This window comes from Gordonia jinghuaiqii, assembly GCF_014041935.1.
Lineage (GTDB): Bacteria > Actinomycetota > Actinomycetes > Mycobacteriales > Mycobacteriaceae > Gordonia > Gordonia jinghuaiqii.
In genome coordinates, this window is record NZ_CP059491.1 from 3,902,486 (window position 1) to 3,928,876 (window position 26,391).

Genomic DNA, 26,391 nt, shown 5'->3' on the forward strand with positions numbered 1-26,391 from the left:
CTGGAGAACCGGCGTCCGGCGTCCGTCATGATCGGCGTGAGTACGGCGCGTAAATGCACGCAATGGTGAACTGATACGCATTCTCTGTCTCATCGGAATGCATTCTCCCAACCCATTTTCGGACATTTCCGTCGCTGTTCCGAATTCGCCGTTGACGCAGATCTGCTCTCCGTATCGTGACGCCCATGGCCCGGTCAGACGAGGTACAGGGCGCCGCAGCCACCGCCCTGCTCGACATCGGCAGGTTCTTCACCCGCTGGGACGAAACCGATGATCGTCGTGCGGTCTTCCGCGACGGCGGCCGTGCGGGCGATGTCTTCTACCGGGACCGTTGGAGTCACGACAAGGTCGTGCGTTCCACCCATGGGGTGAACTGCACGGGCTCCTGCTCGTGGAAGGTCTACGTCAAGGACGGGATCATCACCTGGGAGACCCAGGAGACCGACTACCCGTCGGTGGGCCCGGACCGCCCTGAATACGAGCCACGCGGGTGCCCACGCGGAGCCGCGTTCTCGTGGTACACCTACTCCCCCACCCGCGTACGGCACCCGTATGCCCGTGGCGTGCTGGTCGAGATGTACCGGCAGGCCAAGGCACGGCTGCAGGATCCGGTGCTGGCCTGGGCCGACGTCGTGTCCGACCCACTGCGCCGGCGTTCCTACCAGCAGGCCCGCGGCAAGGGCGGTCTCGTCCGCGTGACCTGGGACGAGGCCATCGAGATGGCGGCCGCCGCCCATGTCCACACCATCAAGACCTACGGCCCCGACCGGTGCGCCGGTTTCTCGCCGATCCCGGCGATGTCGATGGTCAGCCACTGCGTCGGCACCCGCTTCATCCAGCTCATCGGCGGGGTGATGACGTCGTTCTACGACTGGTACGCCGACCTTCCCGTGGCCAGCCCGCAGGTGTTCGGCGACCAGACCGACGTTCCCGAGTCGGGCGACTGGTGGGACGCGACCTACCTGATGATGTGGGGTTCGAACGTCCCGGTCACGCGCACCCCGGACGCGCACTGGATGGCCGAGGTGCGCTACCGGGGCACCAAGGTGGTGACGGTCAGCCCCGACTACGCCGACAACACCAAGTTCGCCGACGAATGGCTGCCCGCCCAGGCCGGCACCGACGGTGCGCTCGCGATGGCGATGGGGCATGTCATCCTCACCGAGTTCTTCGTCGAACGCACCACCGGGTTCTTCGACGACTACGTGCGCCGCTTTACCGATCTGCCTTTCCTCGTCCATCTCGACGAGCACCCCGAGCACCCCGGGCACTACGTCGGGGGGAAGTTCGTGACGGCGGACGAACTGGACCCCCAGACGGGCGAGACCCCTGCCCCCACTCCCACCGAGGACGTCTGGAAGACGGTGTTCTGGGACGAGGAGAGCGGCCGGCCGGCGGTCCCCAACGGTTCGATGGGATTCCGGTACGCCGACTCCGGTGAGGGCCGCTGGAACCTCGACCTCGAGGACGCGCGACCGGCACTGACCCTGATGGGCGAGGGCGCCGAGATGGTCCCGGTCGCCTTGCCCGTCTTCGACGCACCGGACGGCAGCGGTGCGGTCATCCGGCGGGGCGTACCCGCGCGGCGGATCGGCGGGCGGCTGGTCACCACCGTCTTCGACCTGATGCTCGCCCAGTACGGCGTCGCCCGGGACGGTCTTCCGGGCGAGTGGCCGTCCGGCTACGACGACCCCGCCACCCCGTACACCCCTGCGTGGCAGGCCGAGATCACCGGGGTGCCGGCCGCCGCCGCGATCCGCATCGCCCGCGAATTCGCCGCCAATGCAGAGGAATCCGGTGGCCGGTCGATGATCATCATGGGCGCCGGGGTCTGCCAGTGGTTCCACGGGGACGCGACGTATCGCGCGATCCTGTCGCTGCTCATCCTCACCGGGTGCATGGGCCGCAACGGCGGCGGCTGGGCGCATTACGTGGGCCAGGAGAAGTGCCGTCCGATCACCGGCTGGATCTCCCTGGCGAACGCGCTGGACTGGAGCCGCCCGCCGCGCACCATGACCGGCACGTCGTACTGGTACATGCACACCGGGCAGTGGCGCAACGACGGATACTCGACGGCTTCACTCGCCTCCCCCCTCGCCCGCGGCACGATGGACCACGAGCACACCGCCGACGCCATCGCCCAGTCCGCGCGACTGGGCTGGATGCCCTTCTATCCCCAGTTCTCCACCAACCCACTCGACGTCGCCGACGAGGCGTCGGCGGCCGTCGAGCGCGGCGAGGCCACCGACGTCGCCGGTTATGTCGCCGAGCAACTCCGGAGCGGCGATCTGACGCCGGCGATCTCCGATGTCGACGCCCCGGAGAACTGGCCGCGGACACTGGTCCTGTGGCGCTCCAACCTTCTCGGCTCGTCGGCGAAGGGCAACGAGTACTTCCTGCGGACGCTGCTCGGCACCCATCACAACGTGCTGGGCACCGAACAACCCGACACTCCCCGCCCGAGCGAGGTCCGTTGGCACGACGAGGCACCCGAGGGCAAACTCGACCTGCTGCTGTCCGCGGACTTCCGGATGACCTCCACGACGCTGTTGTCCGACATCGTGCTGCCGGCCGCGACGTGGTACGAGAAGTACGACCTCTCCTCCACGGACATGCACCCGTTCGTCCACGCCTTCACCCCGGCCATCGATCCGCCGTGGGAGGCGAAGTCCGATTTCGACCTGTTCCATCGCCTGGCCCGCAAGCTGTCGGACATGGCGCGGACCCATCTCGGGACACGACATGACCTCGTGAGTGTGCCTCTGCAGCACGACACTCCGGGCGAGACCGCACAACCGCACGGCCGGGTCGTCGACTGGCGGCACACCGGAGAGCGTGGCCGACCCGGTAAGAACATGCCCAATTTCAGTGTGGTGGAACGTGATTACACGTCGATCGCGGACAAGCTGGCCGCCATCGGCCCCCTCGCGGACTCACTCGGGTTCACCGTCAAGAACGTCACCTACCCCCTCGAAGAACAGACTCGCCGACTGGCCGAGTCCAACGGGGTGATGCTGGGCGGAGCCGGCGACGGGCGACCCGCCATCGACACCGACGTGAAACTCGCCGAGGCGATCCTGACACTGTCGGGCACCACCAACGGCGAACTGGCCCTCGCCGGCTTCGAACAACTCCAGCGGCGGGTGGGCGTGCAGCTCGACGACCTCGCGCGCGGCTCGGAGGAGAAACACATCCGGTTCGCCGACACGCAGAAGGCGCCGGTGGCCGTGATCACCTCCCCGGAGTGGTCGGGTTCGGAGACCGGCGGCCGGCGCTACGCCCCGTTCACGGTGAACATCGAGCGGCTCAAGCCTTTTCACACCCTCACCGGTCGGATGCACTTCTATCTCGACCACGACTGGATGATCGACATGGGTGAGTCGTTCCCGATCTACCGGCCGCCGCTGGACATGCACCGGCTGTTCGGTGAGCCCAAACTCGGTCCCGACGGCACCCGGGAGATCACCGTCCGCTACCTGACGCCGCACAACAAGTGGTCCATCCATTCCGAGTATCAGGACAACCTGCTCATGCTGTCCCTCTCGCGCGGTGGTCCGACCGCGTGGCTGAGCCCGCAGGACGCCGCGTCGATCGACGTCGCCGACAACGACTGGATCGAATGCGTCAACTCCAACGGCGTCTTCGTCTGCCGGGCGATCGTCAGCCACCGGATGCCCACGGGGGTCTGCTACGTCCATCACGCCCAGGAGCGCACCATCGACGTGCCGAAGTCGGAGGCGACCGGCCGCCGTGGCGGCATCCACAACTCGGCGACCCGGCTGTTGGTGAAGCCGACGCACCTCATCGGCGGTTACGCCCAGTTGTCCTACGCCTTCAACTATCTCGGCCCGACCGGCAATCAGCGCGACATGGTCTCGACCATTCGCAAGCGGAACCAGGAGGTGACCTACTGATGCGAGTCATGGCTCAGGTCGGGATGGTGATGAATCTCGACAAATGCATCGGCTGCCACACCTGCTCGGTCACGTGCAAACAGGCCTGGACCAATCGGGCGGGCACCGAGTACGTCTGGTTCAACAACGTCGAAACCCGTCCCGGACAAGGATATCCGCGCCGCTACGACGACCAGGAGACATGGCGCGGGGGCTGGCGGCTCAACCGCAACGGCAAGCTGCGGCTGCGCGCCGGTGGGCGACTGCAGAAACTGCTGACCCTTTTCGCGAGTCCGGTCCAGCCCACGATCGACGACTACTACGAGCCGTGGACCTACGACTACCAGACCCTCATCGACGCCCCGCTGGGGGACGACTTCCCCGTCGCACGACCCAAGTCGCTGCTCACCGGTGAGGACACCAAGGTCACCTGGTCGGCGAACTGGGACGACAACCTCGGCGGCGGACCGGAACTCGCCTCGCGTGACCCGATCGTCGAGAAGCTCCGCCGCGAGTCCGAGGACGCGATCAGGTTCAGCTTCGAGCAGACCTTCATGTTCTATCTGCCGCGCATCTGCGAACACTGCCTCAACCCGTCGTGCATGGCGTCGTGCCCGTCGGGTGCGATCTACAAGCGCAGCGAGGACGGGATCGTGCTGGTCGATCAGGACAGGTGCCGGGGCTGGCGGCAGTGCATCACCGGATGTCCTTACAAGAAGATCTATTTCAACCACAAATCCGGCAAGGCCGAGAAGTGCACGCTGTGTTATCCGCGCATCGAGGTCGGGCAGCCCACCGTGTGTTCGGAGACCTGCGTCGGCCGCCTGCGGTACCTCGGGATCTTCCTCTACGACGCCGACGCCGTCACCGCGGCCGCCTCCGTCCCGGACGAGCACGACCTGTACGAGGCCCAACTCGACCTGATGCTGGACCCCGAGGATCCCGATGTCATCGCCGCGGCCCGCGCCGACGGCATCCCCGACGACTGGCTGGCGGCGGCGCGGCGCTCACCGGTGTACGCGCTGGCGAAGAAGTTTCGTGTCGCGTTGCCCTTGCATCCCGAATACCGCACCATGCCGATGGTCTGGTACGTCCCGCCGCTGTCGCCCATCGTCGATCTGCTCGCCGAACAGGGACACGACGCCGAGAGCCCCGGCACCCTCTTCGGGGCCATCGAGGCATTGCGCATCCCCGTCGAGTACCTGGCCGAACTGTTCACCGCAGGCGACACCGACGTGATCGAGACCGTGCTGCGCCGGCTGGCCGCCATGCGTGCCTACATGCGCGACGTCACTCTGGGCCGCGATCCCGACAGCTCCATCCCGGCGGCGGTGGGCATGACCGAGGAACAGGTCTACGAGATGTACCGGCTGATGGCCATCGCCAAATACGATGAGCGCTACGTGATCCCGACCGCTCACGTCGAACAGGCCGCGAGGCTCGACGAGATGGCGTGTGCACTCGACTACGACGAGGGTCCCGGAATGTTCGACTCGTCACCCTTCGGCGAGGCGAGCGGCACGCCCGCGCCGGTCTCGGTGGAGACGTTCCATGCGCTCAAACAACGCCAGACGACCGACACCGCGGCAGGCGAACACACCATGGCGGGACGCACGAACCTGCTGAACTGGGACGGAAACGGCGCTCCCACCGGCCTTTTCCCCGAACGTGCGGGCCGGGAGCACGGCGGTACGCCGGACAGGGACAGCAGATGAGAACCCTGCGTGCCCTCGACCGCCGGGCGCGCCACACCACCGACCCACGGGTGATCCACCAGATAGGTTCGTGGTGCCTGAGCTACCCCGACGACGAGGTGCTCTCACGCGTGGGGTTGATGCGGGCCGCACTCGACGAGCAGCCGGATGGCCCGGCAGCGCAACAACTGCGGCTCACCGTCGATCATCTCGCCGACGTCGATGCGACCACCCTGCGGCGCGACTACATCGAACTCTTCGACCTCTCCAAGCGCCACACGCTCTACCTGTCGTACTGGACCGACGGCGACACCAGGCGGCGAGGAACCTCGCTCGGGGAGTTCAAACAGCTCTACCGCGACAGCGGATTCCTCGTCGACCTCCGCGGCGAGTTGCCCGACCATCTGCCGATCGTGCTGGAGTTCTCCGCGCGCGCCGACCTGCGCCGGGGCATCGAGCTGCTCGAAACGCACCGTGCCGCACTCGAATTGATCAAGTTCGCATTACTCGAGGCATCGTCGCCGTACGCCGGTGCGGTCGGCGCCGTGTGTGCGACGTTGCCGAGCCCGTCGCCGGCGGACCGCGAGTCGGCGATGGCACGATGCCGATCCGTCCCGACCGAGACGGTGGGCCTGGAACCCTTCGACCCACGACTGCTCCCCATCAACCCGACCTGACCCGACCCCGGTCGGCCAACCGAACAAGAGGTGACGCGTGGACATCTTCCTGTGGGGCGTGGTTCCCTACGCGACCCTCGGCCTGCTGATCGGCGGGACCATCTGGCGCTACCGCTACGACAAGTTCGGCTGGACGACGAGATCATCGGAGCTCTACGAGTCCCGACTGCTGAGGGTGGCCTCGCCGCTGTTCCACTACGGCGTGCTGGTGGTGATCGTCGGACACGCGGTCGGGCTGCTGATCCCGGAGTCCTGGACCGCTGCGATCGGGGTGTCGGAGACCGCATATCACTGGGGCGCCGGGGTCTTCGGACTGCTCGCCGCGGTCGCGACCCTCGTGGGGGTGGGCTTGCTCGTCTACCGCCGCCGCACCGTCGGCCCGGTGTTCATGGCGACCACGCGAAACGACAAGGCGATGTACCTGGTGCTCGTCACGGCTCTGGTGGCGGGCACCTACATCACCCTGATCGGCACGCTCGACCCGCACGCGAACGGGGTGAACTACCGCGACACCGTGTCCCCGTGGTTCCGGTCGCTGTTCGTGTTGCAGCCCGACGTCTCGGCGATGGCGCAGGCGCCGATGCGTTTCCACGTACACATCCTCATCGGGATGCTGCTGTTCGCCATGGTGCCGTTCACCCGGCTCGTCCACATCTTCACCGCACCCGTGCATTACCTGTTCCGGCCCTACATCGTCTACCGAAGCCGCGACAGACGATCCGCACCGGGCAGCCAGCCGTATCGGCCCGGATGGGCGCCCGTCGGAGTGAAGGACCGCGATCGATGACCACCGACACCACCGCACCGCGTACGACGACCGGTTCGCAGTCGCTGAATCTCGCACTGGCGACGGCGGCGTTCGCGATCAGTTTCTGGGCCTGGAACCTCATCGGCCCGCTGGGGGTGGTCTACACCGACCAGCTCGACCTCAGCGCCACCCAGAAGTCGGTGGTCGTCGCCATCCCCATCCTGGTCGGGTCCCTGGGCCGAATCCTCACCGGCGCGCTGACCGACCGGCTCGGCGGACGGCTCATGTTCACGGTGCTGCTGGTCGTCACCATCCCGTTCGTGTTGCTGGTCGCCGCGGCCGGCCACTTCGACAGCTATCCGCTGTTACTGGTCGCGGGCTTCTTCCTCGGCATCGCCGGGACGACGTTCGCGGTGGGTATCCCCTTCGTGAACGCCTGGTACGACACATCCCGGCGCGGGTTCGCGACGGGGGTGTTCGGTGCCGGGATGGGCGGGACCGCACTGTCGGCGTTCTTCACACCGCGCTTCGTGTCCTGGTTCGGCTACCTCCCGACCCATCTGATCATCGCGGCCGCCCTGGCCGTGATGGCCGTGATCTGCTGGCTGTTCATGCGTGACTCACCCCGCTGGGTGCCGTCGCACGACTCGGTGGTCCCCAAACTCGTCGCCGCCGCGAAACTCCCCATCACCTGGCAGCTGGGATTCCTCTACGCCGCGGCGTTCGGCGGCTTCGTCGCGTTCAGCACCTATCTACCGACCTACCTCAACGACGTCTACGGGTTCGATCTGCAGGCCGCGGGGGCGCGCACGGCGGGATTCGCGATCGCCGCCGTGATCGCCAGACCCCTCGGCGGCATCCTGTCCGACCGCTTCGGTCCCCGGATCATCACGGTGATCTCGTGCGGCGGTGCGGCCGTCCTCGCGGTGTGGATGATCACCAAACCGCCGGTGGAGATTCCCGCGGGTATCGACTTCGTGCTGATGGCCGTCTGCATGGGCCTCGGCTCGGGTTCGGTCTTCAGCTGGGTCGCGCAGGCGGCCCCCGCCGAGCGGGTCGGATCGGTGACCGGCATCGTCGGAGCCGCGGGCGGGCTCGGCGGGTTCTTCCCCCCGATGGTCATGGGCGCCACCTACGACGCAGCCACCCACAGCTACACGGTCGGCCTGGCGTTGCTCGTCGCGTTCGCCGGCGGCGCGGCGATCTTCACGGTCTTCGGCATCCGGCAGAAGACCACGGGCTGAGACCGGCCGGGGCCGACCGACCCTGGTCGCAGACACCGACCCGAGCCGGCAGACGCCGCGCGACCGAAACTGTCGGGACCCCGTGGTCTCATGATCGCACCGTCGAACAAAGGAGCGATCCATGCCAGACCACGCTGCCGCGATCCGAGGTCTGCCCAGGTGGCATCCCAATCCCGTCATCCGCTCGACAATCGAGACCATCCGCCGCTGCGGCTGGCAGGTGACCTCCGTCGGCGAGTCGGCCGATGTCGACGACACCTCGGGCAACACGACCGACTGCGGCTTCTCCTACACCGCGGGATTGTCGTTGCACTCGATCCCGGAGCTGTCGGTCTACGGACTGGACCCGCTCACCGCCCACTACGTCCTCAACGAACTCGGCGACCTGCTCCACCGCGAGGACTGGCGCGACCTCGTCGCCGGCCAGACCGACATCACGCTGCAGACGGTGTCGGTGACGCTGCGCCTGATCGAGCAGGTCGACAAGGACGAACTGATCCTGGCCAACCTCCTGTTCCCGGATTATCCGACGCTGCAGGTGGTCTGGCCTGATGAGTACGGCCATTTCCCTTGGGACGACCCCTACACCCTGCTCCCGATGCACCAGCCGCTGAAGGGCATCCCTGCACTGGTCGACGCAAGTCTCCGCCGGCCCCACCTCATCACCGTCGAATCGGGTCCCGAACGCACCCGGCCACGGAAGGGGCGTCGGATCGCCGGCCACTGACCTGCCACAGAACTCCTCCGGGCCGGCGAGGACGACACGCCTGACGGCCCTCCCACGGACAATCCCGCCTCGGGGTGCCAGGATTGTTCACCGGGGGTAACAACACACCGGGGGCGCGAGGAAGGCAGGTCGGGCGTGGCGCACCTCCCCGTCGTGCTCGCAGTCCTGTTCGTGGCCGTCTTCGCGGTGGCCTTCATCGCCTTCATCCACCAGCGGCCCCAGCGCGGTCTGCTGGTGCTGGCGGCGCTCACCCCGTTGGACGGTCTGCTCGACATCGCACCGGTTCCCGGTATCGCCGGAGCGTGGAAAGAAGGGGTTCTCGCCCTCACCCTGATCTGCGCGGCCAACCGTCGGCTCCGGCCGGCGGCGCGTTCCGGACCGCCACTGCACATGCCGTGGTGGCCGGCCGCGGCGGCGCTGGTGGTCTTCGGCGTCGTCTCGGCCCTGTACGTCTACGGCCCGATCGGGCTGTATGGGGTCAAGGTGACCTTCTTCTACCTGTTCGCGGTGCTGGCGCTGTGGCTGACACCGTTCGACGCCCGGGACCGCGATCGCCTGGTGTCGATCGTCATGGCGCTGGGCGTGATCACCACCCTGGCCGGTATCGGCCAGCAGATCGTCGGACCGGCCACGCTGGTCGAACTCGGCTACGTCTACGGCGAGCAGGTCCGGTCGAGCGGGCCCCTGTTCCGCACGTTCAGCACCTTCAACCAGCCGTTCGGCTTCGGCCTGTTCGTGATGCTCGCACTGCTGGTGGGCGGGGCGGTTGCGTTGTCCGACACCGGACGCCGCCGTAACCAGCTCTTCCTCGCATGCTGGCCGGTCATGGCGATCACGATGGCGACCTCGGTGGTGCGCGCGGCGATCCTCGGCCTGGTCATCGGTGTGATCTGGCTGGCGGCGTTGCGTTTTCGTCGCCTCGTCGCACCGCTGCTCGCTCTCGGCACCTTCGCTGTGGTGTCTCTGCCGTTCCTGCCGCCGGCCATCACCGGCGTCTTCTTCTCCTCCAGCAGCCTCAGCCAGCGCGGCGCGGGCTGGGGTGAGATCTTCGCGAGCATCGGGGTGCACCCGCTCGGACGGGGGCTCGGGTCCAGCGGCTCGGCCGCGGACGCGATGTCCGCGGCGCGCGGCGAGGCCACCCAGACCGTCACCGCCGGTGCGGGCGGCACCGTGCAGGGGATGTCGTCGAATTATCAGCCGGACAACTACTACGTGAAGCTCCTGCTCGAACTCGGGCCCATCGGATTGTGGTTGTTCCTGGCGATGATCGTGACCGCGCTGATCTGGTGCGTGCAGTACTCGCGTCGCCTACCCGACCCGGACGGTGCCTTCGCCCTGGGCGTGAGCGCCTCGATCGTCGCGGCGATGGTCGCCAGCACGGTCGCCACCTATTTCGAGATCTTTCCGTTGGACTTCTACTTCTGGTTACTGTTGGGAGCTGTGGGATGCGCGACCGCACAACACGAATCACATACGGTGCGCTTGCACTTCGACCCGGAGGAAGTGGCGTCCAGACATACATCCGCGAACTCCTGAGCGCACTGCCCGCTCATCTTCCCGACACCGCGGTGTCCGCGATCGTCCAGGACGACGCCACCGGCGAGTTGCCACCGTCGATCGCACCGATCCGGCGTCCCGTCGCCGAAGGCGTCCGCCGCGCGGTCCTCGGCGTCCTGCCCACCCGTGGCGGCGGGCTGTTCCACGGACTCGACGTCGACCTGCCGATCACCGGCCCGTCGACGACGGTGGCGACGGTGCACGATCTGTCGGTCCTCGACATGCCGTCGGCGTCGAGCCGGTTCCGCGCCGCGGGCGAGTCGGTACTCGTCCGCACGACCCTGCGCCGCGCCGACGTGCTCATCGCCGTCTCCGAGTTCACCGCCGACCGCATCCGCAAGGTGTGCGGGCGCCAGGCGCACGTCACCGAACTCGCCCCCGCCGGCTGGGCACGGCCACCCGCACCGGCCGACATCGCACGCGTCCGGGCGAAATACGATCTGCCCGAACGATTCGTGATGCAGATCGGCACGATCGAACCCCGCAAGAACGTCGAACTGGTGGCCGCGGTGGCGCGTCGCCTCGACATCCCGTGCGTGCTCGGCGGTGCGGGCTCCACCGGCCCGGATGCCCCGTCGTCGGCGATCGGCCTCGGGTACGTCGACGTCGAGGATCTGCCCGCCCTCTACGCCGCGGCCACAGTGACCGCCTACGCGTCGTTCTACGAGGGATACGGATTGCCACCGGTGGAGGCGATGGCCTGTGGCGGCGCAGTGGTCGCGAGCTCGGTGGGTGCACTACCGGAGGTGGCCGCCGAAGGCGCCGTGCTGGTGGCCGACCACGACGAGGACGCCTGGGTCCGCGCAGTGGAGCCGCTGATCCGCGACCCCGCCGCCCGCGCGGAACTCGTCGTCGCCGGCACCGCGACCGCGGCGACACTGAGCTGGGACGCCACCGCGCGCCGCACCGTCGAGGCATATCGGTCGGCCGGGCTCGACGTCCCGGCTGTCGACCCCGATCCGGCTGTCGACCCGGATTTCACGGCCGACCCAGATGTGAATGCACCGTGAGCCCGGAGGTCACCGGTCCGCTGCCTTCGGACGTGGAGGTCGAGAAGCAGGCCCTGACAACGTCTTCGGGGCCTGCGCCGTCGGATGAGGCGGGCCCTCATCCGGCGTCGGACAGCCGGGCGGCCACCCGCGCGACGGTGGCGATGCTGGTCAGCCGTATCGTCATCGCGGCACTCGGCTGGCTGGGCAGCGTCATCATCGCGCGCACGCTCTCGCCCGAGGAGTGGGGCACCTATTCGTTCGTGTTCGCTCTGCTCGGGCTGACCGCGATCTTCACCGACCTCGGTGTCGGCCGGGCGGTGATGGCCCGGCTCATCTCCGACGATGCCGACGACGTGGCCAAGACGTCGTCGTCGTTCATCGCGTTGCGGGTGCTGCTCGGCGCGGTGGGTTACCTCATCGCCGTCGCATACGTGGTCGTCCTGCAGTATCCGGGCGAGGTCATCCGCGCCACCGCGATCGCAGGCCTCGTGGTCGTGTTCGCCACGCCCGGCCAGGCACTCACGGTCATCTTCCAGAGCAGGCACCGGCTGCTGCTGACCGCGATCGCCGAGAGTCTCGGGCAGGTACTGCAACTCGCGTTGACGATCGCCGCCGCGCTCGCCGCACCGGTGTTGCTGGTGTTCGTCCTCGCACCGGTCGCCAACGAGGTCTTCGCGCTGATCGTCAAGGTCGTCGGCATCGCCCGCCGGTCGTCGGGGTTGCGGCCGTCCCGCGTGATCGAGTGGTCGCGGTGGAAACCGATGCTCGGCGACGCCGCGCCGCTCGCCCTCGGCTTCGCGCTCACCATCGCGTTGCAGAAGGTCGACGTCCTGCTGCTGAGTCTCCTCGACACACTCGACGCCGTCGGCATCTACAGCGTCGGTTACAAATTCGCCGACATCATGGACACGCTGATCCTTGCCGCCATCGGCCCGATCAGCACCCTGCTGGTCGCCGCCTGGCCGCATCGGAGCACCGAGCTGCGGCAGCGATGCCGAACCGCCGCCATCCTCTTCGGGACGGGGGGTGCGGTGACGGTCGCGGCCTTCTGGCCCAGCGCCGACCACATCATCGGTCTGCTGTACGGGGACCGTTTCGTCGAAGGTGCCTTCGCCGCACGCTTCCTGGTCCTCGGTGCGGCGATCATGGCGCTCGTGGTGCTCGGCATCTTCCTGCTCGCCTCCACCGGTTTCGCCGCCCGGTACCCGTGGATCGCGGTCAGCGGGCTGGCACTGAACATCGTTCTCAACATCGTCCTGATCCCGCGGTACTCCTACAACGGGGCGGCGGTGGCGACCGTCGTCACCTTCGGGGTCTCCGCGGTGGCCCTGTGGGTGGTGATCGCGCGGACACTGCCGGTCACCGGCCTGCTCCCGGTCGGTGCGCTCGTCGCGCTGACCGTGCTGACCGCGGCGGTGTGCGCGCTCGGGATGTGGGCGGTCGACTCGGTGCCATGGCCCGTGGTCTCCGGCGCTGCCGCACTCGTCGTCGCCGCGCCTGCGCTCCTGCTGTTCCGGACGGCGACCTCGCCGCCCGGCCGACACGCGAAGGTGGTCCGATGACCGATCCCCCACCGGCCGATCCCCCACCGACACAGACGATCGTCTTCGTGGCGCACACCGGGCAGGTGTCCGGGGCGGAGAAGGTTCTGCTCGATCTCGTCGACGTCGCGGCCGGCCGCGGTCACCGCGTGCTCGTCGTCTGCCCCGAGGGCCCGTTGCCCGGCCGACTGCCGCCCGGCGCCGTCCACGTGGCGATCCCGCCGCTGGGCCTGAGCGGTGAACGCGGCTCCCGCCGGCTGCTGGGTGCCGGCCGCCTGCTGATCGACTGGGCGCGTGCCGGTCTCACGCTGCGTCGCCTCACGCGGCGCGAGGACACCTCGACGGTCCTCAACTCGCTGTTCGCCCTGCCCGCGGCCCGGATCGCGCGACCCCGCGGCCGCATCTCGTGGCTGGTCCACGACACCGTGTCCTCGGGGCGGCAGACCGCGGTCATCCGCGCGAGCGCACCCGTCGTCCGGCGGGCGGTGGCGGTGTCGGAGGCGACGGCGGCACCCCTCGCCGAGATGGGCCTGCCGGTCGTCGTCGCCCACAACGGGGTCGACTGGCCGGTGCCCGCGCTCCCGACCGATCTGCATCATCCGCCCGTCGTCGGGATCCTCGCGTTGCTCACGCCGTGGAAAGGTCATGCGGTGTTGCTCGACGCCGTGGCGACCGTCCCCGGCGTCGAAGTCGAGTTCGCCGGCGGCTCGTTTCCCGGCGACGCCGACCACGTTGCCTCGCTGCGGGATCGGGCCCGGCAGCCCGACCTGGCGGGACGCGTGCGGTTCCTCGGCCACACCGACCTGCGCGCGGCGCTGGAGCGCTGGGACGTCGTCGTCTCGGCCAGCGTCACCCCCGAAGCCGGTCCGCTGTCGGTCCTGGAGGCCATGTCCTACGGAAAGCCGGTCGTCGGAACCGATCACGGCGGCACCACCGAGTTCCTGCGCGACGGGGCCGGGGTCCTCGTCGCACCGTCGGACCCGGATGCGTTGGCCTCGGCCATCACCCGCGTCCTCGACGACGCCGACCTGCGACGTTCGCTGGCCGGAGAGGCGCGGAAACGTATCGCAGACGGACACGACAAATCGGTCACATTACCGCGTATGCTCGAGAAGTTGTTGTCCCCATGACGGCACACAGTTCGCGCCCGTGGCGCACATCCCTAGATAGGCTCCCCATGAACCGGTCCCTGACCCGTCGGCGTAAGACCACGCGCTCGGCACTCGCCTGTGCGTGCATCTTGCTCGCCACGCTCGCATCCATCATGTGGGTGCGCAGCGACGCCCATTCGGCACCGCCGACCTGCGAGTTGTCCGGTGGGAACAAGAAGATCGCGGCGTCACCCGGCGCCGGACTCCTCGGCGCCTCCGACGGAGACCTCAACCGTGAGCTGACGGTGGCCAAGAACCTCAACATGTGGGCCGTGCGCCTCGACGTCGACTGGTCTGTGGTGGAACCGCGTCGTGGACAGCGCAACTGGGCACCGATCGACCGCGTGGTCAATGCGATCGTCGCGCACGGCATGTGCCCGGTCGGCCTGGCCACCTACACCCCGCTGTGGGCGGCGCGCATCACCGACTTCCCCCGCAACAGCCATTACCGCCCGGCCGACCCGAACCTGTTCGCGTCGTTCGCCGCCGCCGCCGCGCAGCGGTACGCCGACTCCATCGCGGTGTGGGAGATCTGGAACGAGCCCAACCTGGCCAATTACTGGCTGCCCCGCGCCAACTCCACCGAGTACGGCAGGCTGCTCGACGCGTCGTATGCGGCCATCAAACGCGTGGTCCCCGGCGCCGCGGTGATCTCCGGCGGCCTGGCACCCGGCACCGACAACGGTCGCGACATCGCCCCACTGACGTTCGTGCGCAACCTCTATCAGGGCGGGTACAACCGTTCCTTCGACGCGTTGAGCGTGCACCCCTACACCTACCCCGCGCTGCCCAACGATCCGGCGGCGGCATCGTGGAGCACCGCCGCGCGCATGTGGGACATGCGGGACATCATGGTGGCCGCGGGTGATGCCGACAAGAAGATCTGGATGACCGAGTTCGGAGCACCGACGGGGACCGGGACCAACTCGGTGTCAGAGGCGTTTCAGGCGCAGAGCATCGAGGTCGCCGTCGGCGCCCAGTACGACGCGCCCTGGCTCGGACCGTTGTTCGTGTATTCGCTGCGCGACGCGGGTACCGACCCCAACAACCTGGAACACAACTTCGGGCTCGTGCGCCGCGACTGGTCTCCCAAGCAGGCCTACACGCTGCTGGATTCGCGTTAGGCCCGGGTGTCACGCCGCACGCGGGTCCGCCGATCCGCGTGCGGGCGGGCGCCACGCCACGGTCCGAGCACCGCGGCCGACCAGATCCTTCGTTATGGTGAACGAAAAGTGATCGAACTTCGCGCTCGATCGAGCACGTGCATTATCCGGGGGGGACGTCCGGGGGACATCCGACACCACAGGAGAGATGTGTGAGCTCCAGCCTCGACAGCGCCGGGCGCCGTGACGCGCCGCCCTCGATCGACCTCTTCGGCCACTTCCGGGATCTCGCCCGCGTCGCCGTACCCGCCATCCTCATCGGCGTCCTCGTCGGAGCCGGGGTGTTCGCACTGCGGACCGCCCTGGTCGCCGAGAAGTACTCGGCGACGGTGGTGGCCGAGATCAACCCGGCCGGCAACATCATCCCCGGTGACGCATTCGTCGAGCAGATGCGCGCACCGTTCACCGCGCTGTCCACCGACGAGAACGTCCTCCGCCAGGTGCTGACCCAGGTCGACACCGGTTGGGACACCGCCGAACTGCGCGCCAACGTCGCCACCTCCCCGGGCACCTCGCCATCGCTGATGCTGTTCACCGCGACGGCGCCGACCAGCGAGCAGGCCGAGGGGGTGGCCCGCGCGATGGTCACCGCGATCTCGGCGGCGTCGGTGTCCAACCATGCCCGCGACATCAGCAGGCAGGTCGATCAGCTCCGCGCCCAGGTCACCGCCGAACGCGCACGCAACCGTGCACTCCCCGATCGCGGCGACTCGAAATCGGAGTCGAATGCGACCCTCGCCGACCTCAACGCCCAGTTGACCCGTTTGCAGAACTCCTCGACGGACACCCTCACGATCCTCGCCGCGCCGTCGGCCGGTGAGAAGCCGGTCGCCCCCAACCCCGGACAGGAGGGTGCCGTGGCCGGCCTGGCGGCGGCGATCGTCGCCGCCGAGATCCTGGTGCTGGTCCGGGGCCGATCCGGACGCCGTCCCAACCCGATCTGGGCGCGCCGCATCGCCCACCGGTACGGCGCTCACCTCACCTACGGCAAGCCCGGCGAGCCTGCGTTGCCCGCGACGCTGTTACCGGCTCTCGCCCAGCGTCATCGGCGGGCTCAGGTCGCGCTGATCCTGACCGGGGACGCCGTGCACATCGACGGCCTCGTCGACACCCTGATCCCCGCCGAGGACGACGCGAGCGCCGGACACCCCATGCGCGTGGAGCATCTCGCGCTCACCGATCCGTGGTGGCAGCGCCTCGATCCCGCCCAGCTCGCCTTGGCGGTGGTCGTCGTCTCGGACGCGGAGAACGATCGCGAACCCGTCGAACAGGCACTGACACAACTGGCCGCGATCGGGGTGACCCGGCACCTCGTCGTGCAACGATCGGCCACCCGCGCACCCGGCCGGCCGGCCGATCGGCTCCTGCCCGCCACCCTGCGCGGCGCCGATGCGGCCGGTTACGAGCCGTTCCCGAGCGGAGACGTACCCACCGAACACGTTCGGGCCGAGGGCCGGACGCCCATGACGCGTACGCCGTCGCACGAGGCCTCGGCCGGTGTCCCGTTCGACTCGGACCGATTCCGTGTACCTCCCCGAGATGCGGACAGCCATGCGCGGTGACCGCATCGCCCGTGACCGCATCGCCATCGTCCACGAGCGCCTCACCGAGATCGCCGGGTCGGAACACGTCGTCGAACAGCTGGCTGCCACGTGGCCACGGGTCGAGGTCCACGCGCCGATCGCGCGGGCCGCGGGCATCCCGGCCGGGCTGACCGAGCCGCCGATCACCACCTCCCTCGACCGTGCCTACCGGATGCTCGGCGAACGCAGTTACGCGCCGCTGCTGCCGTTGATGCCCATGGCGTTTCGGCGGATGCCGCTGCGCGATGCCTCCGCGGTCGTGGCCAGCCATCACGCCTTCGCCACGCAGTCGGTGTTCGCGACGCAGGCCCCTGTCATCGCCTACGTGCACAGCCCGGCGCGGTGGGCGTGGGACCCGTCGCTGCGGGCCGGCGAAGGCGGTGGCGCCGCCGGTGCCGCCATCCTGTCGGCGCTGTCGGTGGTTGCCCGCCGGTGCGAGATCGGTGCTGCGCCACGCCTGCACACCGTCGTCGCGAACTCGTCGGCGGTGGCCGCACGCATCCGCGAGCACTGGGGACGCGACGCGATCGTGGTGCACCCGCCCGTCGACCTCGACGGTTTCACCCCCGACCCCGCGGTGCCGCGTGAGGACTTCTATCTGCTCGCCGGGCGCCTCGTCCCGTATAAGCGGCCCGACATCGCGATCGCCGCGGCCGCGAAGGCCGACGTGCGGCTCGTGGTCGCCGGCGACGGCCGCGCCATGGAGCAGTGTCGCGAACTCGCCGGTCCCAGAACGACATTCCTCGGCCGGGTCCCCCACGAGACGTTGCTGAACCTGCACCGCAGCGCCCGCGCGGTCCTGATGCCCGGCATCGAGGACTTCGGCATCGTGCCGGTGGAGGCCATGGCAACCGGGACACCGGTCATCGCCCTCGGCGAAGGCGGGGCCCTCGACACCGTCATACCCGAGTCGACCGGGCTGCTCATCGAGCCGGGCACCGACGACGAGATCATCGAGCGACTCGCGAAGTCGTTGCGCGAGTTCGCCGTCGAGGACTACGACCGCACCGTGATCCGCGCCTGGGCCGAGAGGTTCCGCCGGGAACGTTTCCGCGACGAGATGCGCGAGGTCGTCGATGCGGCGCTCTGAGTCGGAGACGACGACAACCCGTGCGTCCGTACTGGATCGGGCGTTGTCGACGTCGCGGACCATCTCGGTGACCGGACCGATGGCACCCCTGGACCTCGATCGCATCCGCGAGCGGCTGGCCCAGGCCTGGACCCCGAAGTCGCGTCTGACGCTCGTGCCCGACCCGTCGTCGTCCACGTGGGTCCACGACGCGGCGAACCCGCCCCGGGTGTCCGAGCGCCCCGATCTCGCGGATCTGCCCGTCGGCGAGATCATGATGCGCCTGCGCGCCGCGCCCGAACCCCTGCCACGTCTGGAGGTACTGGTCTGCGGCCCGTGGCTGGTCATCGACCACACCCACGGCATGGGCGACGGCCGACTCGGCATCGAACAGATCGCCGGGGTGGCCAGTCGCCATGAGTTCCCGATGGCCCAGCGGTTCGAGAAGTCGCTGCCCGCCGGCGCGGCCTGGCAGGCGCTGCGTCGCCACGTCCTGCGCCACCCGCGTCGTATCCGCGACATCGTCGCGTTGCGTTCGGCCAACGCCGCGCCCCCCGAGGCGAATACCGATGTCGCGCAACGCACCATCACCGACTGGCAGTCGTCGCGTAGCGCCGTCACCGCCTCGATGTCCGCCCGGTGCGTCACCGAGGTGAAGCAGGCGATCACCGACACCGGGGTGCGGATGTCCTCGGCGGCGGTGACCGTCGCGCTGTGGCGGGCGGCGCTCACCGCCCACGGCGTCGCCGTCGACGACAGCACCCAGATCCTCTTCGACTGCCGGCGATACCTCGATCCCGCCCACGCCGACGCCCACGGCAACTTCGCGGTGGGCATCCCGGTCCGCTTCCCGGCCGCCGCGACGCCCATGGAGATCGGCGACCGAATCCGTGCGGTCGCCGAATCGGGCTGGCCGGCAGCGATCCTGGCGTCGGGCGAAGTGCGTGAACGCTTGCGCCCGTCGACGACGCCGGCTGCCGCCGGATCGATCACCGTGCCGGATCGGTTGCGGCTGTCGGTCAGCGACCTGGGCCGGGTCGGGATCTTCGGCGACCTGCAGTGGGATTCGTCGGCGGCGTCGCATCACCTGTTCGCCTATGTCGAGCCCGACGGCCCCGACGCGGCGAGCATGCTCGTCAGCGAGATCGACGGTGCCCGCAGTTTCACGACGACGTTCTGCGACGCCTTCATCGGACGTCCGGAGATCGAAGCGGCGCTGGAGACCCTGTGCGAGCATCCGGTGTCGTTGTTGCAGCAGCTGCTCGAGCGGTCATGAGGCGGCGGGCCGCCTCTCCCGGAATCCTCCTCGCCGTCGCGCTTCTCACCGTTTTCTGCGCGACGGCATGTTCGGCGGGCAGCGCGCCCGGGCCGGCGTCGGCATCGTCGCCGGGAGATCTGGTCGGCGCGCCGATCGCGACCGACGCCTACGGCTCGCTCGAGCGGATCGCCGACCGGTCCGTGCGGTTCCGCTATCAGTCGACCGACCCGGGCACCGACCGACTGGTACCGGTGTCGGCAGCGGCATTCGTGCCGCGCGGACCCGCACCGGCGGGCGGATGGCCGGTGCTCGCCCTGGGGCATCCGACGACCGGGGTGGCAGGCGACTGCGCACCGTCGCTGTACGGCAACCTGCTGGGGACCATCGACCTCGTCGCCACCCTGCTCGAACAGGGCTTCGTCGTCGTGCAATCGGACTATCAGGGTCTCGGCACACCGGGCGCCCATCGATATCTGGACCCGCTGCCGGCCGCCTACAACATCATCGACTCGGTACGCGCGGTGCGTGCGGTCATCGACGACACCGCCGACCAGTGGTGGGGTTTCGGCGTGTCCCAGGGAGGTCATGCGGTGTTCCGGGCCAACGAGATCGCGACGACCTACGGTTCCGGGCTGCGTTTGCGGGGGACGGTCAGCATGAGCCCCGTACTCGACATCCGGCCCCTGGCCGACGCGATGGCGAACGGCACGCTTTCCTCCGCGCAGATCTCGTTCCTGCCGATCGTCCTGACGGGACTGAAGACGGTCCACCCGGAACTCGACATCGACGACTACGTGCGCGGCCCTCTCCGCGAGACCTTCGGGGTCTTCCTCGAATGCAACGACGCGGCGATGGTGCAGAAGCAGGACATCGTCGATGTCACCGAGCCCGAGGACTATCGACCCGTCGACGACGCGGCCGCCGAACGCCTCCGCGGGTGGCTCGGCGAGGCGAGCCTTCCGCAGGGGCGCGCCTCGGCGCCGATGCTCATCGCCTACAGCACACAGGACACCGTGATCCCGCCGAAGTGGACGGCGACAGCCATTCGGCAGGCCTGCCGGATGGGCGATGACATCACTGCGGTCACGGTGAGCCGACAACCGCACGGCATACTCGACATCGGTTCCGCAGCAGCGGACTGGGTTGAAGCCGTCGATTCGGGGCGTCCGACGCCGAGCACATGTGCCTGATGCGGGCATGTCGCCTCGCCGGACACCGGGGCTTCAGGAGGGGTTGTACATGAGTTCGAACATCGAGAACGGCGTCGACGCGCCGGAGATCATCGCGGCCGCGGGTGACGCGGTCCCACCGGCCGGAGCGACGGCGTCGGAAACAACAGGATCGGAAGTGCGGGCGGGAGAGACGTTGTCCGCGCTGTTCGCCGATTCTCCCGACGAGGCCGTGGTCGCCGTACTCCAAGCCCTGCGCGGCAACGACACGGCCATCGCGCCGACGCTGCGCGCCGTTCTCGCGGATCCGGACCGCATCCGTGCGATCGAGGACAGCGGGTTGCTCGACGGCACCCCGAATCCCGGCCTCGACGAAGCGGTTCGGCTGACCGTCGATGCCCTCGGCGTGCCGTATGCAGCGGTCAACGTCATCACCGCCGACGGCCAGACGCAGGCGGCGCTCGCCTGGAGCGCCGGGGACGTCGAGGGTTCCCGCACCAGGCCGCTGCTCGATTCACTGTGCGTCCTCGCGGTCGCGAGCGGTTCGCCGCTCGTCATCGACGACATCGCCGATCATCCGGTGTTGTCCGGCCATTCGACCGCCACCAAGGGCGAGGTCACGGCGTACATCGGTATCCCGCTGGCGGACAACGACGGTCATGTGATCGGCACATTCTGCGCCTCGGACTCCGCACCGCACCATTGGTCGGCCACCGAAGTGCAACTCATCTCCGACCTCTCGGTTGTGGTTCGGGAGCTGATCTTCGGGGCCTGATCTTCGGGGCCTGAGCGCCGTCGATTGCTGCGGCGGCGCCGTGATGAGGAAATCGCCACCGCGACACGAGCACCGCAGGTGAGCGCGAGGTTGTTACATAGCCTTACAATCGTCGGGACGGGGGGACCGTTCATGCGGATGGAGTGCCCTTGTCGACCCGTTTGTCTCCGGTCGAGATCTCGCCGACGACACGTGACGCCGTGCCCGAGGCGACCAGATCTCGGCGCACGTTCGGAGATCTGATCCGCGACGATCCCCTGAGCACGATCGTCACCGTGTCCATCGACGTGTTGTCCTCGTCGATCGCCACGACGATGGGTGTCTGGTGGGTGATCCACCGCCAGCCCGAGTACCCGGCGGTGGGAGCACTTGCTCTGTACACGCCGGTCCTGGTGATGATCTTCGCGCTTCGCGGGGTCTACCGCCGCGGTCTCAACCGACGGTTCCTCGACGAGGTCGGTCGAGTCATGACCTGTTGCACCGTGGCCGCGATGATCCTGCTCTGTGGCCTGCTCCTACTCGGGCTCGACGAGCAGCCCGGTGCCGCGCTGACGAAGCTCTGGCTATCGGCGATCTTCTGGGTGCCGTTCGCGCGGTTGCTGCGCGACGTCATCCAGCGCAGTCTGCGCAAACACGGCCACCTACTGTCCCCCACCCTGATCATCGGCGACGGCCCGGTGACCGCTCAGGTGGTGGGGCGGATGGTTGCCGCGCCCGAACACGGGCTCCGGCCGGTGGGCATCCTGGCGGCCGGCGCACCTCCCCGACTCGATCGCGACGACGGCCCCACCAACGAGATCCCCCAGCTCGGCGGTGTCGACGACCTCGACGAGGCCATCCGGGTCACCGGTGCCGAGATCCTCGTCGTCGCCTTCGCGGTCACCAACGTCGAACGCCTGACCGCCTCGGTCCGCATCGCACACCGCCACGGGATCAAGGTCTGGATCGTGCCGCGCATGTTCGACGTCATCGGGAGGCGCAGCCGGATCGACCACATCGGTGGACTCCCGCTCATGTCGGTGCCCCACACCAGCCCGCGAGGCTGGCAATTCCGTACCAAGCACATCGGCGACCGCGTCGTCGCCGGCATGATCCTGGTGGCCATCGCACCGCTGTTCCTGACCCTCATGCTGTTGGTGCGTCTGAGTTCACCGGGCCCCATCTTCTTCGCCCAGCCACGGGTCGGCCGCAACGCGAAGGTGTTCAACTGCCTCAAGTTCCGCTCGATGCGTCCCGAAGATCCAGAGGCCGAGAAGTTCCGGCCGACCGACGGCAGCGCACCCGGCGGCGTCGAGGGAGTGGATCGACGAACCAAGATCGGCAAGATCATGCGGTCGACGTCGATGGACGAGTTGCCGCAGTTGCTCAACGTGATCCGCGGCGACATGAGCCTCGTCGGGCCGCGACCCGAACGGCCCGAGTACGTATCGCTGTTCGAGGTGCAGATCCGGCGCTACGGGGAGCGGCACCGTGTCAAGGCAGGCGTCACCGGCTGGGCGCAGGTCCACGGCCTCCGCGGCCAGACATCGATCGCCGACCGCGCCGAATGGGACAACTACTACATCGAGAACTGGTCGCTGTGGCTCGACATAAAGATCCTGCTGCTGACGGTGTTGGCAGTACTCAAACGTGCCGAGTGACCGTGCCTCGGCGCCCTGCCGGCCAGGCACCCCGACGGTCGGCCGTGTCACTGTCGTACCTGCCGAGCGGACCCCCTGTGGCGCGCACAGCGCTGTCCGGGGCACGTGACCTGAAGAGCATCACGGATACGGACGGCGCGTGTCATACGCGGGCCGGTCGGGCATGCGGCCGGGGTCGTCGGCAACGACGACGATGACCGTGCGGACAACGACCACGAGCAGGACGATGCCGCTCGCGATCGCGAGCAGCACTGCGGTCATGACAACCTCCTTCGGACGAAACACGCTGTGTCGTAGGGTCACTCGGCGTGCGCGCCGTGGCGGCTCGTCACCGGCATCTCCTGGCCCATCCGATCGCCGCCCATGGTGGCGTACCTGTCCACCCCGGCGCCACTGATTTACCGCCCTCACCAACCGCAGCGGATCAGCGACGGGAACGGCCCGATGGGTATTTCTTCCGGCAACGGGCAGCCGGTGTACCCCGCCGAAGAATCGGCGAGAATTCGTCCCATTTTTGTTTCAGCGAGCCGAGATGCCCGGCGGCTCAGGGGAACACCGGCGTTCGTCCGATCAGACGCAAGACTAAGGAAAGTCACATTCATGCCGGAATTGCCGCTATGGTCCGTATGAATGCACGCACCTCATCGGCCGATTCTCGAGGAACCGGGTCTCCGCTCATCTACGAGTGCATGTCCATTTCTTCAGCAGGAGTAAGCATGCGCGTGTCTCGAACCCATCGCACCAGGATGCTCGCGGCAGCGGCGGGTGTCAGCCTCGTTCTCTACGGCGGCAACGCGCCGGCACTCGCCGACGACCACGACGCCGGCGGCGGTGCATCGACCTCGAGCGGGTCCGCGGATTCGACGGCCGGCGATGACGCGGACCCGACACCTCCCGACTCATCAGATGCGGACGACACGGCCGACAGCCCGGGTTCGGACACAGCAGAGGACCCTGCCGGCACCGACACCCCACCCGATGACGAAACGGTCCCGGCCGCACCCGAACCCACCACCGAGACACCACCGGCCACCGACACACCACCGCACGCCGCCCCGGAGCCCACCTCGTCGGCACCACAACCGGATTCGGCAGCACAACCGGATTCCGCAGCACCAGAGCAGACCCCGGCCGTCGACGACGGGTCCGGAGACCTCGCGAACACTCCCGACGCGACGGACAGCGGCACCACCGCGCCCGAACCCGACGGTGCCGAGAACGACAGTGCTGACAACGGCGGCGCCGGGACCACTCCGGTCTCCTCGCCGCAACCGGCGGCCATCTCGACGCCGACGATCACCGCCACCACGACAGTGAGCAGCGGCCCGCCGACGAGCACCACGACGCCGGAGAACCTCGGCGTGATCGGTCTCTTCGCCCTGCTGGGCAGCCCGTTCCTGAACGGCGGAACCACGGCACCGACCAACCCGCTGCAGTGGGCGCTGCTGTGGTGGACCCGCCGGTTCGCGAATGCGCAACCGGTCAGCGCCGGAATGCCGACCGTGTCACCCCTCACCGGCGGCCAGGTCACCGGCGATCTGAACATCGTCGACCACGACAACTCCCTCGGCTACACCGTCACCGACGGACCCGCGAGCGGTGTCGTGACCATCAACCCGGACGGCACGTTCACCTACACCCCATCGGCAACCCTCGTGCGTGATGGCGGCACCGACACGTTCACGGTGACGGCGAGCGACGCGGGTCACCCCCACATCCATGGATTGGCCGGGCTGCTCCGCGGCCTGTTCACCGGCGACGCCGGACACACCACGACCACCACGGTCACGGTGCAGATCGACCAGGGTGACATCCCCTCCGTCCCCGTCACCGACCCCCCGGACCCAGAGACTGGTGCGGTGTCCGGCTCGCTGACCGACGTCGTCGCGGGCCCCGGCGCAGGCACGCCGAGCTTCTCCGGTCCGTCCACATCCACCAACGGCGGCACCGTCGTCGTCAACGCCGACGGCACCTACACCTACACCCCGACCGACGCCCTCCGCCATGCGGCCGCCTCCGGGACAAGCACTGCCGCAGACCGGTTCGACACCTTCGAGGTCGTCGTGAGCGACGGTGTCCGCACGCGGACCATCAATATCGTCGTCCCGATCGACCCGGCCAATGACGCGCCGGAGGTCTCTCTCGTCGACAGATCCACTCCCGCAGCCGGCACCGGCGCAGTAACCGGGCGGGTCGGCGGTACTGACGCCGACGGAGACACACTCACCTTCACCGGCGGCACCACCAGCGCCGGCGGCGGCACCGTCGCCGTCCGCGCCGACGGCAGATTCACCTATACCCCCACCCACACGATGCGGCACGCCGCAGCCGTCCCCGGGGCCTCGGCGACCGACACCTTCACCGTCACGGTGAGCGACGGGCACGGCGGCTCGACGACTCTGACCGTCGACGTCGTCATCAGCCCCACCAATACGGTCCCGGTCGCTCCCGGTTACTACTCGCAGACAGCGGACGGGACCACGGGCACTCTCGTCGGGCAGGTGTACGGCGCCGACGCCGACGGAGACACACTCACCTTCAGCGGCGGCCCCACCAGCGCCAGAGGCGGCACCGTCGCCGTCAACGCCGACGGCACCTTCACCTACACCCCGACCCCCGAGATGCGGCACGCCGCAGCCGTTCCCGGGGCATCAACCACCGACACCATCACCGTCACGGTGAGCGACGGACACGGCGGCACGACGACCGTCGGCATCCACGTCTCCATCAGCCGGTCGAACACCGCCCCGGCATTCATCGGCTCGACGCACGACGCGACCGACCGAGCGACCGGGACCGTCACCGGATACGTCCGGGGAATCGACTCCGACGGTGACACACTCTCGTTCACCGGGGTCACGACCAGCGCCGGTGGCGGCACCGTCGTCGTCCACGCCGACGGCCGCTTCACCTACACCCCCTCCCCCGAGATGCGGCACGCTGCAGCCGTCCCCGGGGCATCAACAACCGATACCTTCACCGGCACCATCGACGACGGACACGGCGGCACCGTCGCATACGAGGTGCAGTTGACCATCGTTCCTGCCAACAGCGTGCCGACGGTCAGCACGTGGACGATTTACCTGCATGAGTTCCACCAGAGCCGCATATCTACCGCCTACCTGGGGGTCGTCGACGGCGATATGGACCCCGTTCAGATCTCGGTATACGGCGCCACGCCGGGTGAGCACCCCAACACTTTCATCGTGGACCGGGGCGTCGTCAACATCACCTCGTCAGGGGATTTCAGGTTCGTCCCCACAGCGGCGGCAGTTGCGCATGCCACGAGCCCCGGGGCTACTCTCGCCGACCGCTACGCCCCGGTGATCTTCAAGCTGGACGACGGTCACGGCGGATCGAACTACTACCTCTTGCCGTTCCCGCTCGTCAGTTTCGACGAATACCATCTGGTCTTCTACGGGCACATTGACGCTCCCGAACCCACGAGTGATGGTGGATCAGCCGTGTTGAGCTGATCCACTCCGCCCGTCGGCGTCTCCCTGTTGGCAC

The 26,391-nt window shown here is 68.5% G+C and carries 19 protein-coding genes; 18 read left to right on the forward strand and 1 reads right to left on the reverse strand.

Translation table 11 applies throughout. The annotated features are described in order from the left end of the window. Window positions 1-185 precede the first annotated feature (185 nt). From H1R19_RS17555 to H1R19_RS17635, 17 genes are all read left to right on the forward strand, one after another. Entirely contained in the window at window positions 186-3,914 is a 3,729-nt protein-coding gene (locus tag H1R19_RS17555) for a nitrate reductase subunit alpha (protein ID WP_219849685.1), read from the forward strand. Next, the gene (gene narH / locus H1R19_RS17560) at window positions 3,914-5,608 is read left to right on the forward strand and encodes a nitrate reductase subunit beta (RefSeq protein ID WP_219849686.1); all 1,695 of its coding nucleotides are present in this window, start codon (window positions 3,914-3,916) and stop codon (window positions 5,606-5,608) included. Before H1R19_RS17555 ends, narH begins: the two co-directional genes overlap by 1 nt. After that, a complete protein-coding gene (gene narJ / locus H1R19_RS17565; protein ID WP_219849687.1) occupies window positions 5,605-6,264 on the forward strand; it encodes a nitrate reductase molybdenum cofactor assembly chaperone in 660 nt (219 codons plus the stop codon). Before narH ends, narJ begins: the two co-directional genes overlap by 4 nt. Before the next feature lie 37 nt (window positions 6,265-6,301). Next, window positions 6,302-7,051, forward strand: a complete 750-nt coding sequence (narI, locus tag H1R19_RS17570) for a respiratory nitrate reductase subunit gamma (RefSeq protein WP_219849688.1) — start codon at window positions 6,302-6,304, stop codon at window positions 7,049-7,051. Further along, window positions 7,048-8,256, forward strand: a complete 1,209-nt coding sequence (locus H1R19_RS17575; RefSeq protein WP_219849689.1) for an MFS transporter — start codon at window positions 7,048-7,050, stop codon at window positions 8,254-8,256. The genes narI and H1R19_RS17575 overlap by 4 nt, the downstream gene beginning before the upstream one ends. A 121-nt stretch (window positions 8,257-8,377) precedes the next feature. Beyond that, complete coding sequence (locus H1R19_RS17580) at window positions 8,378-8,983, forward strand: DUF4262 domain-containing protein (RefSeq protein ID WP_219849690.1); 606 nt, start codon at window positions 8,378-8,380, stop codon at window positions 8,981-8,983. A 135-nt stretch (window positions 8,984-9,118) separates the two neighbouring features. Then, window positions 9,119-10,519: an O-antigen ligase family protein gene (locus tag H1R19_RS17585; protein WP_188328689.1), complete on the forward strand. Its 1,401-nt coding sequence runs from the start codon at window positions 9,119-9,121 to the stop codon at window positions 10,517-10,519. 32 nt (window positions 10,520-10,551) lie between these two features. Beyond that, window positions 10,552-11,550, forward strand: coding sequence for a glycosyltransferase family 4 protein (locus tag H1R19_RS17590; protein WP_188328690.1), 999 nt, complete (start codon window positions 10,552-10,554; stop codon window positions 11,548-11,550). Further along, the gene (locus tag H1R19_RS17595) at window positions 11,547-13,094 is read left to right on the forward strand and encodes a flippase (RefSeq protein ID WP_188328691.1); all 1,548 of its coding nucleotides are present in this window, start codon (window positions 11,547-11,549) and stop codon (window positions 13,092-13,094) included. The genes H1R19_RS17590 and H1R19_RS17595 overlap by 4 nt, the downstream gene beginning before the upstream one ends. Beyond that, complete coding sequence (locus H1R19_RS17600; RefSeq protein WP_188328692.1) at window positions 13,091-14,203, forward strand: glycosyltransferase family 4 protein; 1,113 nt, start codon at window positions 13,091-13,093, stop codon at window positions 14,201-14,203. Before H1R19_RS17595 ends, H1R19_RS17600 begins: the two co-directional genes overlap by 4 nt. Window positions 14,204-14,250: 47 nt before the next feature. After that, window positions 14,251-15,348: a glycoside hydrolase 5 family protein gene (locus H1R19_RS17605; protein ID WP_219849691.1), complete on the forward strand. Its 1,098-nt coding sequence runs from the start codon at window positions 14,251-14,253 to the stop codon at window positions 15,346-15,348. A gap of 191 nt (window positions 15,349-15,539) precedes the next feature. Further along, a complete protein-coding gene (locus H1R19_RS17610; protein WP_219849692.1) occupies window positions 15,540-16,949 on the forward strand; it encodes a YveK family protein in 1,410 nt (469 codons plus the stop codon). Window positions 16,950-16,953: 4 nt separating this feature from the next. Beyond that, a complete protein-coding gene (locus H1R19_RS17615; RefSeq protein WP_188328915.1) occupies window positions 16,954-18,060 on the forward strand; it encodes a glycosyltransferase in 1,107 nt (368 codons plus the stop codon). After that, window positions 18,047-19,315 (forward strand): hypothetical protein, encoded by a 1,269-nt coding sequence (locus H1R19_RS17620; protein ID WP_219849693.1) that lies wholly within the window; start codon window positions 18,047-18,049, stop codon window positions 19,313-19,315. The genes H1R19_RS17615 and H1R19_RS17620 overlap by 14 nt, the downstream gene beginning before the upstream one ends. After that, on the forward strand, window positions 19,312-20,487 hold the full coding sequence (locus tag H1R19_RS17625) for an alpha/beta hydrolase (protein WP_219849694.1): 1,176 nt from the start codon (window positions 19,312-19,314) through the stop codon (window positions 20,485-20,487). Before H1R19_RS17620 ends, H1R19_RS17625 begins: the two co-directional genes overlap by 4 nt. A 49-nt stretch (window positions 20,488-20,536) precedes the next feature. Then, a complete protein-coding gene (locus H1R19_RS17630; protein ID WP_219849695.1) occupies window positions 20,537-21,241 on the forward strand; it encodes a GAF domain-containing protein in 705 nt (234 codons plus the stop codon). 149 nt (window positions 21,242-21,390) lie between these two features. After that, on the forward strand, window positions 21,391-22,881 hold the full coding sequence (locus tag H1R19_RS17635; protein WP_244970743.1) for a sugar transferase: 1,491 nt from the start codon (window positions 21,391-21,393) through the stop codon (window positions 22,879-22,881). A gap of 120 nt (window positions 22,882-23,001) precedes the next feature. Here H1R19_RS17635 and H1R19_RS17640 read toward each other — a convergent pair whose 3' ends face one another. Then, on the reverse strand, window positions 23,002-23,142 hold the full coding sequence (locus tag H1R19_RS17640; RefSeq protein WP_188328698.1) for a hypothetical protein: 141 nt from the start codon (window positions 23,140-23,142) through the stop codon (window positions 23,002-23,004). A gap of 455 nt (window positions 23,143-23,597) precedes the next feature. On the opposite strand from H1R19_RS17640, the gene H1R19_RS17645 reads away from it, so the two are divergent. Beyond that, window positions 23,598-26,357, forward strand: coding sequence for an Ig-like domain-containing protein (locus H1R19_RS17645; protein ID WP_219849696.1), 2,760 nt, complete (start codon window positions 23,598-23,600; stop codon window positions 26,355-26,357). Window positions 26,358-26,391: the final 34 nt, after the last annotated feature.

Bases quoted from the DNA above. Each gene is read 5' to 3' on its own strand.
- narJ (WP_219849687.1), top strand. From the start codon at position 5,605: ATGAGAACCCTGCGTGCCCTCGACCGCCGGGCGCGCCACACCACCGAC.
- H1R19_RS17555 (WP_219849685.1), top strand. From the start codon at position 186: ATGGCCCGGTCAGACGAGGTACAGGGCGCCGCAGCCACCGCCCTGCTC.
- H1R19_RS17600 (WP_188328692.1), top strand. From the start codon at position 13,091: ATGACCGATCCCCCACCGGCCGATCCCCCACCGACACAGACGATCGTC.
- H1R19_RS17640 (WP_188328698.1), bottom strand. From the start codon at position 23,142: ATGACCGCAGTGCTGCTCGCGATCGCGAGCGGCATCGTCCTGCTCGTG.
- H1R19_RS17645 (WP_219849696.1), top strand. From the start codon at position 23,598: ATGCGCGTGTCTCGAACCCATCGCACCAGGATGCTCGCGGCAGCGGCG.
- H1R19_RS17605 (WP_219849691.1), top strand. From the start codon at position 14,251: ATGAACCGGTCCCTGACCCGTCGGCGTAAGACCACGCGCTCGGCACTC.
- narH (WP_219849686.1), top strand. From the start codon at position 3,914: ATGCGAGTCATGGCTCAGGTCGGGATGGTGATGAATCTCGACAAATGC.
- H1R19_RS17575 (WP_219849689.1), top strand. From the start codon at position 7,048: ATGACCACCGACACCACCGCACCGCGTACGACGACCGGTTCGCAGTCG.
- H1R19_RS17625 (WP_219849694.1), top strand. From the start codon at position 19,312: ATGAGGCGGCGGGCCGCCTCTCCCGGAATCCTCCTCGCCGTCGCGCTT.
- H1R19_RS17580 (WP_219849690.1), top strand. From the start codon at position 8,378: ATGCCAGACCACGCTGCCGCGATCCGAGGTCTGCCCAGGTGGCATCCC.
- H1R19_RS17620 (WP_219849693.1), top strand. From the start codon at position 18,047: ATGCGGCGCTCTGAGTCGGAGACGACGACAACCCGTGCGTCCGTACTG.
- H1R19_RS17630 (WP_219849695.1), top strand. From the start codon at position 20,537: ATGAGTTCGAACATCGAGAACGGCGTCGACGCGCCGGAGATCATCGCG.